Raw genomic sequence first — 12465 nt, 5'->3', positions numbered from 1 at the left:
TAAAACCTTAAAAATTCCCAACCCTACAAAATATCACAAATTTTTACATTACATTATAACCAGTGTCAATTCTGGAAATTGTTCAAACTAACCTCTCTTGAACTGACTAAAGGATATAACAATGGATATCTTATCAAACACCGTCGCGCTATCGCGGATGCAATTTGCGCTAACGGCAATATTCCATATGCTGTGGCCAGTTCTGACTACCGGAATGGGGATTTATCTAGTAATTGTTGAAGGAATGTGGCTGAAAACTCGCAATCCTGACTACTACCACCACGCTCGTTTTTGGTCGAAACTCTACGTCCTCAATTTTGGGATTGGTGTAGCTTCAGGAATTCCCATGGAATTTCAATTTGGCACGAATTGGGCCCCATTTTCGGAAGCTGTTGGTGACTTTTTTGGCAGCATTTTAGGCTTTGAAGCTTCAATGGCATTTATGCTAGAAGCAGGCTTTTTAGGAATTATGCTATTCGGTTGGGAGCGCGTTCACCCGATCGTCCATTATTTCGCTACAATCATGGTAGCCTTCGGCGCAAACCTTTCCACAGTCTGGATTTTAGTCGCCAACTCTTGGCTGCAAACTCCAGCGGGCGGAGAAATGGTCAACGGCAAATTTATTGTCAGCGATTACTTTCAAGCAATTCTCAACCCCTTCGCATTAAACAGCATTCTGCATATGTTTTTTGCGACGTTAGAAACTTCACTGTTTGTAATTGGCGGCATTAGCGCTTGGTACATTCTTAACAAGCGCAACCAAGCCTTTTTTTCCAAATCATTAAAAATTGCCATAGCCACAGCAATCGCCGTTGCACCTTTGCAGATATTCATCGGACATTTGAGCGCCGAACAAGTTTATCGCTATCAACCCACTAAATTAGCTGCGATTGAAGCTAAGTGGGAAACCTCCCCAGCCGGAGAGTCAGCCGATTGGACTTTAATGGCTTTACCTAACGAAAAAGCTCAAAAAAATGACTGGGAAATTAAGATTCCCAATGGCTTAGGATACGTTCTAGAATTCAAGCAAAAACTATCCGAACCAGTTCTCGGATTAAAAGAATGGAAGCCCGAAGATAGACCAAGAATGGTGGGTTTAATCTACTATTCTTTCCGCATCATGTCCGGCATTGGATTCTTTTTTCTAGGATTGATGTTATTCAGTATAATTCAGTGGCTGCGAGGCAAACTTTCGCCCGAAAATATCAGCAATCAACCTTGGCTGCTGCGGGCTTGGGTATTAGCTGCACCGCTGGGATATATTGCCGTAGAATCGGGTTGGATAGTGCGCTGTGTCGGCCGACAACCGTGGGTTTTATACGGGCAAATTCGCACTGCTGATGGTGTATCGAACATCCCCGCTAGCAATGTTTTAACTTCCCTCATCTGCTTTGCCGTTATCTACAGCTTTTTGTTTGTTTGTGCGATGTATTTCGGCAGCAGAATTATCCGCAAAGGGCCGAATTTAAATCTACCGGTGCCGGGATTAGAGAATGAACCCGCCATCGAAACTCAACCCGCAGAACATATTCCCAATCAACGTCCAGCCGAAGCACAACAATAGGAGATTTTATGCAAGCTTTGGAGCATTTTCTCCCGCAAGTTTGGTTTGTAGTCTTGGCTCTATTTCTACTCCTCTACGTCATGCTAGACGGTTTTGATTTGGGAGTTGGAATCTTGTCTTTGACTGCTTCTGACGAGGAACGCAGGGGCATTTTAATGACCAGTCTGGGCAACGTTTGGGATGCTAACGAAACGTGGCTGGTGTTGATGGGAGGCGCTCTGTTTGGCGCATTTCCCCTCGCTTACGGCACGATTTTGACTGCTTTGTACATACCGATTTGCATGATGCTTTTTGGTTTGATATTTCGGGCTGTCGCCTTTGAATTTCGCGAGCATTCTAACCGGAAAAAATTTTGGAATTATGCTTTTGGGGTCGGCAGTTTTTTGGCTGCTTTAGCTCAAGGATTTGCCCTCGGTGCGGTGCTTGAAGGCATTGCGGTGGATGAGGCTGGGCATTTTGTGGGGACAACTTGGGATTGGCTGGATTGGCGATCGATCTTGGTGGCTTTGACGCTGGTTCAAGGCTATGTTTTGATCGGTTCCACCTATCTAATTATGAAGACTGACGGAGAACTGCAAACAAATCACTATCGCACTGCTAAAATTGCGGCGGTGACGACTTTAATCGGAGCAGTTTTAATTACGATCGCCACTCCGGTTTTTTACGAAAGTATCAGGGCGAGATTGTTTGAAAAACCGCTAGTTTATGTGTTTGTGGCGATTCCTTTGCTGGGATTGCTGCTGGTAGGAATGCTCCTAAAAAGTTTAGCAAAAAAAGAAGAAAAAACGCCGTTTGTGTGGACAATATTAATTTTTTTGCTAAGTTTTATCGGCTTGGGATTGATTGTTTTTCCCTACATTATTCCGACCAAAATTACGATTTACCAAGCCGCAGCTTCCCCCAGCGCCCTGGTGTTTATGATTGTGTTTATTGGCTTTTTGATCCCGATCATGATTTTTTACAACATCTACAATTACATTGTATTTCGGGGTAAGGTTACTGGCGGCTACGGCGAATAAAATAGGTTCGTAGTGAGGACGATCCTCCTCCTAAAAATTTAAGGACTAAAGTCTTCACTGCGAACGAATGGGTCGCTAAAAGCAGATTTTGTGATAAATTTTTCATCTGTTAAACTGTGCAAAAAAGCCAACAAATCCCGCTGTTCTTGTACGTTGAGTTTGAAGCCAGAAACAAAGTTACTTTTGAGCGGATTTTCGCTACCTATTCCCGCCAATTCTCCTTTTTTAATAGTTCTACCGCCCGCTTTGTAGTGGCCGATAACTTCGGGCAAGGTTTTGATACTTCCGTCGTGCATATAAGGTGCTGTCAAAGCAATATTTCGCAGGGTTGGTGCTTTGAATTTGCCCATGTCTGAGGGTTCGCTGGTGATTTCGTATACTCCAGTATTGTTGGGCGGATAAGCGCCTTTTCCATCAATATTGTACAATCCTGTATTGTGAAAGGCTATTTCTTTGAAAGCTAGGCGATCGTGCGCGATCGAATCTGAGAAGTTTAGTCCGCCGTGACAGTGAAAGCATTCTAAACGTTCGCTGTTAAATAATTCTTCGCCCCGCTTGGCTGAAGCTGAAATCGCGCCGGAGTCGCCGCTGTAGCGGTATCGATCGTAGGGAGAACTGAGGGAAATTAAAGTGCGTTCAAAAGAGGCGATCGCCCTTGCTAAATTGCTAATATTAATAGGATTGGGTTGTTGAGTAAAAGCTGCCGCAAACATTTTTTGGTATTGCGAATCCGATCGCAATATTAGCAAAAGTTCCTCTTCTTTACCAACCATTCCCATTTCTACGGGATGTTCGCCAAACAAAGGTACTAATAGCTGAGATTCGAGTTTATTTTGTAGCGGGTTTGCCCAAGTCAGCACGGAATTGTAGCCAATGTTGGCTAAACTCATAGCATTGCGCGGATGTTTTTCTCCGGTTGCGCCGACTCCTAGCGTTTTTCCGTCGGTAAAAGCTTTGGCTTGAATGTGACAGGAAGCGCAGGAAAATTCACCGGTGACTGACAGGCGTTTTTCGTAGAAAAGATGCCTGCCTAATTCAACTTTTTCTTGGCTGATTGGGTTGTCGGCTGGTACAATTGGTTTTGGTATTCCAGCGGGAATGTTCCAATTGTAAGTAGGATCGGGTGGATTTGCTAAACTGGAATTTGTGGAGGATAATACTGCACTCAAACTCATTGCTAGGAAGCATGATAAAATGCAGATAATAGTCAGATTTGATAATTTTTTCCGCTTCATTTGATGTTTTGTAGGTAGCCGGCGGTTTGACAATTACATAGAGATTGAGGTGTGTCATAAACAGAGGCAGAGCCTCCGGATCTGCATTACTAGGCAGAGCCTGGTAACGAGCAATTTCACATTACCACAAGACCTCTCTTCCCTCTTCTCTCTGCGCTAAGAGCGCCCTCTGCGGTAAAAAAAAGGCGTTGCTGATTCTAAATATGAATCAACTTTGCGCTTGATGTTACAAAGCTCACCATACTTGGCTTATAGCAATTGGGAAATCTTGAATTCATATTTGTATTCAGCAACGCCGCAATTTAAATGCGCGACAGCTTATTACTTAACTTGAAAGAAAGTTTGTCCCCCAGCAGGTTTTTCTCCAAATGTCAAACCTAAGTTTTTCATGATTCCGGCGCAGTCGCCATCCTTCGGTTCCGACATACATCCGGGCGGAGTATTGGGTTGATTTGCTGTTAAATTAGTTTGAGAAACTAGGGAGTTCAAGTCAGCAATAACTGTATTTTTAGTTGAATCGAAGTTGCTAAAAATTACTTGTGATTTGTTAGGATTGGCACAGCTAGTCGGCTTTTGATTGTTGCCTTCAGCTTTGCATCCCGTGCTACCTAAATGAATCATAAAACCGTGCAATCCGCCACCGTGACTGCTGCCGTGATTGCCTGCGTTGTGAGCAATTTGGCGGCTTTCTGTGCCTGATTTACCGTCGGGGTTTTTGTCAGCCATGTGATTTTTCATGTCAATCCTCAGAAATTTGTAGCCGCCGCGCCAGTTCCACCACAGGGATGTTAAATTGAGGGGAGAAGGTGCTAGACTTGCGTCTTCGTGATTGAGGGTAAAAGGTACGCCGAGGGTGAATTGCAGGCCTTTGTAGTTGCCTTTGGGTATGGTACCGATTACTCGATCGCGAATTTCGACTGTTCCGTTAGCGCAATCACCGGATTTATTTTCAAAGTCTAGCAAAGCCACATTTTGATGCTGCCATTTGCCGTCTTGTTTGAGAGTCAGCGGTACAGCTTTGCCACTACCGTCAATTAAAGCAAATTCGGATACATAAAAGCGGAAATCTGTAGGTGTAACGGTAGCAGCCGAAGTGCCTAAATTGCTGTAGCTTTCGCCACAGTTAAAGGATTTTTCGCCTACCGTTGCGCTAAATTTAATTTCGATTTCTTGAGTTTCTGCGGCTGTGGCTTGATCCCTGTCAATCGCCAAAAAGCTACCCAAAATAGCTGCGCCTGCCAAGGTTGAAGCCCAGATTAGTTGTTTTTTCATTTAGGGATACTTAAAATACTAACTCAGGTAATTCCGGCCTGATTTTTACACTTTTTGCTGCAACTGTCAAATGACGGCTTGTCAAACTTATAAATAGCAAAGTGATTAAGCCTTTCTAAAGAAACAGTCGATAAAAAGCCTTAATGATGTATTGTCGATCGATAATTAATTAATTATATTATCCCTAAAATCTCAAACCTCCAATCTAAAATTACATGAATCCTCTGCCGAATTATCGCCCCAAGCAACTTTCTCTCGGCCCTTTGGAGGCTGAGATTTTAAATATAGTTTGGGAGCTAGAAATTGCTACAGTCAAAGACGTGCACGATCGCATTTTAGCCGATCCGGATCGCGAATTAGCCTACGCTTCAGTAACAACAGTGCTGCGCCGCCTGACAGACAAGGGTTGGCTGGTTTGTAACAAAAGCGAAAGGACATTCACTTGGCAACCTTTAGTTTCTGGCGAAGAAGCCCGATCGCTTTTTGCTTACGATCGCCTACAAAAGTTCCTAGCAGTTGGCAATCCCGATATTGTAGCAGCATTTGCTGACAGCCTCGACCAAGCAACAGTCGAACAATTACAAGAAATTTCCCTTCGCATTCAAGCTGTCCGCCAAGCCCGGGAGGAGCCAAAATAATGCACTTAATCCTGATTGTTACCGCCTTGGTTGCAGCTTGTTCTTTGAGAATTAGATGGTCTGTTCCTCAAGGAAATTGGGCCCGTCGCTGGCAGCGATCGCTCTTATTTTTCTTGTTTCCCCCGCTGCTGTTGTTTGCGACAGCTATCGCAGTGATTTTCATGGGAACTCAGGGACAAATGGTAAGATTGTGGGACGGATGGTTGAGCTATTTGTTAGCTGTAATTTTTTCCCTTGTTGCTGCAATCTTGTGCATCAAGCTAGCGGTAGATGGCCATCTATTTTTAAAGCGAATTCGCACCTGTCCTCAAAAAAGAATAGCCGGAAAAAATGTCAGAATTCTCGACACCCCTGCTCTATTTTCTGCTATAATTGGTTTTTGGCAAGCCGAATTTGCAGTCAGTACGGGATTGTTGAAAACCCTAGACTCAGCTCACCTGCAAGCAGTAATTGCTCACGAACAAGCGCACTACTATTATCGGGATACGTTCTGTTTTTTTTGGTTGGGATGGCTGCGAAAAATTACTGTGTGGCTGCCGAATACACAAGCTTTGTGGGAAGAGTTATTAACGCTGCGGGAATTGCGGGCTGATGCTAAGGCGGCGGCGGGAGTGGATGGTTTATTGTTAGCAGAAGCTTTGCTGTTAGTAGCGAGTTATCCGCACCGAAATTTTGATGAAGATTGCGTAGTTGGTGCTGTCGGTTCGCAAAATAGATTGGGAGAGAGAATAGAGGCGCTGTTGGCAGAGCCTGAATTAGTTTTAAAGGTGAATAAGTGGTTTTTTGCTTGGCTAATTTTAACACTTTTACCTTTGTTGACGGTGCCGTTTCACAGTTGATTGATACCAAACCTGGGTTTTGGAACCCCTCGATCGACCAGTCAATCTTCGGCTGACGAAAGTTGAACTTGCTAGACCCTTGAAACCGTCCCCATCATAACTCAATAAGCGATTGTTAAGCTGTTAATTCCCGGAGATAGCCCTCGCATCTGCATGATTGTCGGGGGATGAAAGAGCAACTTCTTGTCCGCACCTTGATTCGGGGGGCTAGGGGGGATTTGTCTGGGAGCATCTCATATTTATAAAAACACTTCTTTTGACTCCTTCTTTCTTGCTCTTTCCTCCTGTCTCCTGTCTCCTGTCTCAAAACTCCAATTTCTAGCTTAGCTGCTTTCGTTGAGATACTCCCTCAGACTATCTTGATAGAGCGCCATCTTTTTATTCAAAAGTTAAAAAGCATAAAAGCGGTATAGTTTGTAGGCTGGGGATTTCGCAGTTTTATTTTCCTCAGACTAGATCAATAAAAGTGTATACTTAGTGACAAGAGTCAATGTCATCTGAGATGGAGTAATCCAGAGGAGTACCGCAGTGGATTTGACAAACCGAATTTCTGGATATCATCTAGTTGAGCAATTATACTGTGGTTCGAGAACCCTAGTTTATCGAGCCATTCGAGAAACAGATCGGCTTCCGGTTGTCATTAAACTATTAAATCGAGACTATCCCAGCTTTAGCGAACTGCTGCAATTCCGCAACCAGTACACCATCGCCAAAAATCTACGTATGCCGGGAGTCGTTGAACCCTACAATTTAGAGTCCTATCGCCACAGCTATGCCCTCGTGATGGAGGATTTTGGTGGCATTTCTCTGCGAGACTATGCCCAAGAACGGAAGCTGACTCTAGCAGAAATCTTGGAAATTGCCATTCAAATAACTGACATTCTTGACGGACTGTACCGAAACAGAGTCATTCACAAAGATATTAAGCCAGCTAACGTCCTGATTTATCCCGAAACTAAACAAGTCAAACTGATTGACTTTAGCATCGCCTCCCTACTGCCGAAAGAAACTCAAGAAATTCAAAATCCCAACGTTTTAGAGGGAACTCTCGCCTATATTTCTCCCGAACAAACCGGACGCATGAACCGAGGCATCGACTACCGCACCGACTTTTATTCTCTGGGAGCCACATTTTATGAACTGCTAACAGGAAAACTGCCATTTGAATGTGACGATCCGATGGAGTTGGTTCACTGCCATATTGCCAAAAAACCTCCTTCAATCAACAGCAAAGAAATCCCGCAGGTAGTGTCGGATATTGTGATGAAGTTGATGGCAAAAAATGCCGAACAGCGCTATCAAAGTGCCTTGGGATTGAAGAATGACTTAGAACGATGTTTGCAGCAGTGGCAAGAAACTGGGAACATTGAGACTTTTGATTTAGGAACGCGGGATGTATGCGATCGCTTTCTAATTCCCGAAAAGCTTTATGGTCGAGAACGAGAAATACAGCAACTTTTAGCAGCCTTTGAACGAGTAGCACAAGGGAACAGCGAAATGATGCTCGTTGCAGGCTTTTCCGGCATAGGAAAAACCGTTGTGGTCAATGAAGTTCACAAACCCATTGTCCGACAGCACGGCTATTTCATTAAAGGTAAATTTGACCAGTTCAATCGCAATATTCCCTTTTCGGCATTTGTGCAAGCATTCCGCGATTTAATGACACAATTGCTCAGTGAAAGCGATCTCCAACTCCAAGCATGGAAAACCAAAATTTTAGCAGCCCTCGGTGACAACGGACAAGTCATTATTGAAGTAATTCCCGAACTGGAATGGATTATCGGACAACAACCCCCAGCCCAAGAATTGTCGGGGATTGCCGCTCAAAATCTCTTCAATTTACTATTCCAAAAATTTATCTCTGTCTTTACCACAAAAGAGCATCCCTTAGTGATTTTTATGGATGATTTGCAGTGGGTAGATTCGGCATCGTTAAAGTTGATGCAGTTGCTCGTAGGGGAATCGCAGTCCAGTCACTTGCTACTAATTGGAGCCTATCGAGACAATGAAGTTTCCCCCGCTCATCCCCTGATATTAACCCTAGATGAAGTCACTAAAGCAGGGGCAACTGTCAATACCATCACACTTGCACCGCTCGATCGAACCAGTTTGAATCAATTGGTGGCAGATACGCTAACTTGTTTGCCTAAATTGGCAGAACCGCTGACGGAATTAGTGGCTCGGAAGACAAAAGGAAACCCATTTTTTGCGACGCAGTTTCTCAAGGCATTGCATCAAGATGAATTGATTACTTTCAATGTCAAAGCTGGATATTGGCAGTGCGATATTAGCAAAGTTACAGAAGCCGCACAGACGGATGATGTAGTTGAATTCATGGCACAGCAGTTACAGAAATTGCCCGTTGAAACTCAGTCAGTTTTAAAATTAGCCGCTTGCATTGGCAATCAATTCGATCTGACAACATTAGCAATTGTTTCGCAAATTTCGGAGACAGAAGCAGCAACCGCATTGTGGAAAACTTTACAGGAAGGTTTTGTTTTACCTCAGAGTGAAGTTTATAAATTTTATATTGGGGTAGAAAATATTTCTCAATCTACTTCTCAAACGGTTGCCTATCGCTTCTTGCACGATCGCGTCCAGCAAGCTGCTTATTCTTTGATTCCCCAAGCCGATCGCGCGATCGCCCATTATCAAATCGGGCAACTGCTGCTGCAACAGATTTCACCAGAAGCTAGAGAAGAACGCATTTTTGAATTAGTCAATCAATTAAATTACGGAACGACGCTGGTTGTAGAACAAACAGAACGAGACGATTTAGCACAACTCAACCTCATTGCTTGTCGCAAAGCCCGATCGGCAACTGCCTATCAAGCAGCCCGCGAATATGCCACAGTGGGGCTGCAACTGCTGGGAACAGACGCTTGGGAACGGCATTACGAAATCACCCTATCCCTGCACGACTTAGCTGCCGAGGTGGCTTTCTTGGCTGGCGATTTTGAGCAGATGCACCAGTGGATTGAAGCGGTGATCGATCGTGCGAAAACGCCTTTAGAACGGGTACAAGTTTATCAAGTCAAAATTCAGGCATTGGTAGCCCTCAATAAATTTTTAGAGGCGATCGCGATCGGTCAATCGGTCTTCCAAATGTTGGGAGTGAACCTGCCAGACAGCCCAACGTTAGAGGATATTCGACCGCTTAAGCAGGAAATCGATGCCTTAATTGGCGATCGGTCAATTGAGACATTCATTCATCTGCCAAACATGACTGATGCCCAGCAGTTAGCCATTATGCAAAATGCGGCTCGTCTTACACCCGTCTGTTACATGACAGGCTCAATGCTCTATTTCCTAATAGTTGCGCTACAAGTCAAATTATCAATTCAATTTGGCAACAGTCCTGTTTCGGCTTATTGCTACGCTGGTTACGCCTTCCAACTGAGAATTCTGTGGGGAGACATGACAAAGGTGCCTCAGTTTGGGCAATTAGGATACCAACTCGCCTCAGAACCAGATGCCAAAAATATTCGATCGGCAACAGCCCTGTTAATGGGGGGATATGTTGGTCTGTGGACTATCCATTTGCAAGAAACGCTGCCAATTCTTCTCGATGGATATCAAGCAGGATTGGAAACTGGGAATCTAGAATTTCTGGGCTACGACGCACAGTTGTACTGCTTGAATGCCTACTGGTGCGGTCAACCGCTAAGTGAACTCGAACCCCAAATTCGCGCTTATTACCAACAGTTGTGCGACCTCCACCAAGTCACAGCAGCAAACTGTGTTTTGGCGTACTTGCAGGCGGCTCAAATTCTCTTGGGTCAGTCAGAGGACGAGATTCCCTTACGCCAGGATGACTATGAAGAAAAAGTCCTGGCCCAGGCAAAAGTCGATTTTTATCGATTATCCTACTTTTACCTGTATCGATTCACATTGAATTACTGGTTGGAAGACTTTCCTAAAGCAGAACACGATGCTGCTCAAACCCGACAGTATTTGGCTGGAGGGATGGGAAGTATCGTTGAACCGATCTTGTACCTCTATGATTCTCTAACCGTGCTGGCCACTCCTGGTGAATCGAAAACTGAGTCGGAACCTCGATGGCAGCGAATGCAAGAAAATCAAGCAAAGTTAAAAGAATGGGCGCATTATGCTCCCATGAATTACTTGCACAAATACCATTTAGTTGAAGCCCAAAAGCATCAATTACTCAATTGCAAAACAGAAGCTCTAGAATTTTACGATTTAGCAATTCAAGGAGCCAAAGAAAACGGTTATACCCAAGAAGAAGCATTAGCCAACGAACTCGCAGCCAAATTCTACTTGGAATGGGGCAAAGAAAAAGTTGCCGCCAGCTATATGCAGGAAGCGTATTACTGTTATGCTCGTTGGGGTGCTAAAGCGAAAGTTGAAGACTTAGAACAACGCTATCCGCAGTTACTTCATCCCATCCTGAATCAGCCCAAACTTCGCTTTAATCCCCTAGAGACGCTGGCAACGATTAGCCGCTCTTCGCATACTTCCAGTAATAGCAGCACCAGTATTTCTGATGCCCTTGATTTCGCATCTATTGTGCAAGCGGCTCAAGCTTTATCCAGTAAAATTCAGATTGATGAATTGCTCAGCACCCTCAACCAAATTATTTTAAAAACTTCTGGGGCCGAAACTTGTGCTTTGCTACTTCCCCATCAGGATGAATGGCAAATCCGGGCAATAACTCACATCAATCTAGATAACCAGCCACCCACAACCCTACTGCAAACCCAACCTCTAGATGGCTCGGCGGTGATTCCGCTCAAGCTGGTTTATTATGTCAAACATACCCTGGAAACTGTGGTTATTGAAGGTGGCAAAACCGATATTCCCGGTTTAATGAATGACTGTACGCTCCAGTATCAGTCTCAGAGTATGCTATGTACTCCGATTCTCGATCGCGGGAACTTAGTTGGCATACTTTATCTGGAACATCGATCGACAAAAGGAGTGTTTACTCGCGATCGCCTCCTCGTCCTCAACTTCCTCTGCACCCAGGCTGCCATTTCCCTAGAAAATGCGCGATTGTATCAGCAAGCCCAGGACTATGCCTACCAGGTGGAACAATCACAACTGCAATTAGTACAGAGCGAAAAAATGTCCGCCTTGGGCAATTTAGTAGCGGGGGTAGCCCATGAAATTAATAATCCAGTCGGATTTATTTCTGGTAATATTCATGAAGCGATCGCCGCCGTCAAAGATATTACAGAATACCTGCAACTCTACCAAGAAAAATTTTCCAGTCCGGGTGACGAAATCGAAGAAAAAGCAGAAGAGATGGACATTGAATATCTCTTAGAAGATTTACCCAAAATGTTGAATTCTATGCAAGTCGGGTGCGATCGCATCCAAGGTATCAGCACCAGTCTTCGTACCTTTTCCAGAGCCGACAAAGACTACAAAATTCCTTTCAATATTCATGACGGAATTGACAGTACGATTTTGATTCTCAAACACCGATTGAAAGCCAACGAACAGCGTCCAGCGATTGAAGTTGTCAAAGAGTATGGGAACTTGCCATCAGTTGAGTGCTTCCCCGGACAATTAAATCAGGTGTTTATGAATATATTGGCGAATGCCATTGATGCACTGGAAGAATCAAATCGGGAAGGGAGTTTTGAGAAGATTAAAGCACCAGCCAATTGCATCACAATTCGGACAGAAATGAAGTCTAAGGAGTGGGTGACTATTCGCATTTCTGACAACGGGCAAGGGATAGCAGATGAGGTAAAAGCAAATATTTTTGACCACTTATTTACAACCAAAAGCGTGGGAAAAGGCACGGGATTAGGATTGGCGATCGCACGTCAAATTATCGTCGAAAAACATAGCGGTTCCATTCAAGTCAACTCTCTACTAGGAGAAGGGACCGAATTTCTCATCACCTTACCCCTGAAGGCAGAATAA

The 12465-nt window shown here is 44.2% G+C and carries 7 protein-coding genes; 5 read left to right on the top strand and 2 right to left on the bottom strand.

Features of this window, described 5'->3' with window-relative positions; translation table 11 throughout:
* Positions 1-121: 121 nt before the first annotated feature.
* On the top strand, positions 122-1564 hold the full coding sequence (locus tag QUA97_RS04480; RefSeq protein WP_194066392.1) for a cytochrome ubiquinol oxidase subunit I: 1443 nt from the start codon (positions 122-124) through the stop codon (positions 1562-1564).
* Between the two features lie 8 nt (positions 1565-1572).
* Complete coding sequence (gene cydB, locus QUA97_RS04475) at positions 1573-2583, top strand: cytochrome d ubiquinol oxidase subunit II (RefSeq protein WP_333193372.1); 1011 nt, start codon at positions 1573-1575, stop codon at positions 2581-2583.
* A gap of 38 nt (positions 2584-2621) precedes the next feature.
* Here cydB and QUA97_RS04470 read toward each other — a convergent pair whose 3' ends face one another.
* Both QUA97_RS04470 and QUA97_RS04465 read right to left on the bottom strand, forming a co-directional pair.
* Positions 2622-3818: a methanobactin export MATE transporter MbnM gene (locus QUA97_RS04470; RefSeq protein ID WP_194066390.1), complete on the bottom strand. Its 1197-nt coding sequence runs from the start codon at positions 3816-3818 to the stop codon at positions 2622-2624.
* 321 nt (positions 3819-4139) lie between these two features.
* Positions 4140-5090, bottom strand: coding sequence for an MbnP family copper-binding protein (locus QUA97_RS04465; RefSeq protein WP_194066389.1), 951 nt, complete (start codon positions 5088-5090; stop codon positions 4140-4142).
* A gap of 215 nt (positions 5091-5305) precedes the next feature.
* Between QUA97_RS04465 and QUA97_RS04460 the strand changes: the two genes are divergently transcribed.
* The 3 genes from QUA97_RS04460 (at position 5306) to QUA97_RS04450 (ending at position 12465) form a co-directional block, all read left to right on the top strand.
* Complete coding sequence (locus tag QUA97_RS04460) at positions 5306-5728, top strand: BlaI/MecI/CopY family transcriptional regulator (protein WP_194066388.1); 423 nt, start codon at positions 5306-5308, stop codon at positions 5726-5728.
* Positions 5728-6567: a M56 family metallopeptidase gene (locus QUA97_RS04455; RefSeq protein ID WP_333193368.1), complete on the top strand. Its 840-nt coding sequence runs from the start codon at positions 5728-5730 to the stop codon at positions 6565-6567. The genes QUA97_RS04460 and QUA97_RS04455 overlap by 1 nt, the downstream gene beginning before the upstream one ends.
* A gap of 528 nt (positions 6568-7095) precedes the next feature.
* Positions 7096-12465, top strand: coding sequence for a trifunctional serine/threonine-protein kinase/ATP-binding protein/sensor histidine kinase (locus tag QUA97_RS04450; protein WP_194066386.1), 5370 nt, complete (start codon positions 7096-7098; stop codon positions 12463-12465).

Origin of the sequence: Microcoleus sp. CZ3-B2, from assembly GCF_036705055.1 — a bacterium.
In the GTDB taxonomy this organism is placed as follows: domain Bacteria; phylum Cyanobacteriota; class Cyanobacteriia; order Cyanobacteriales; family Microcoleaceae; genus Microcoleus.
Note: the sequence above shows the minus strand (reverse complement) of the source record. Positions and strands in the feature narration are given on the sequence as shown.

Coding starts and splice junctions, on each gene's coding strand:
- QUA97_RS04460 (WP_194066388.1), top strand. CDS start 5,306: ATGAATCCTCTGCCGAATTATCGCCCCAAGCAACTTTCTCTCGGCCCT.
- QUA97_RS04465 (WP_194066389.1), bottom strand. CDS start 5,090: ATGAAAAAACAACTAATCTGGGCTTCAACCTTGGCAGGCGCAGCTATT.
- QUA97_RS04480 (WP_194066392.1), top strand. CDS start 122: ATGGATATCTTATCAAACACCGTCGCGCTATCGCGGATGCAATTTGCG.
- cydB (WP_333193372.1), top strand. CDS start 1,573: ATGCAAGCTTTGGAGCATTTTCTCCCGCAAGTTTGGTTTGTAGTCTTG.
- QUA97_RS04455 (WP_333193368.1), top strand. CDS start 5,728: ATGCACTTAATCCTGATTGTTACCGCCTTGGTTGCAGCTTGTTCTTTG.
- QUA97_RS04470 (WP_194066390.1), bottom strand. CDS start 3,818: ATGAAGCGGAAAAAATTATCAAATCTGACTATTATCTGCATTTTATCA.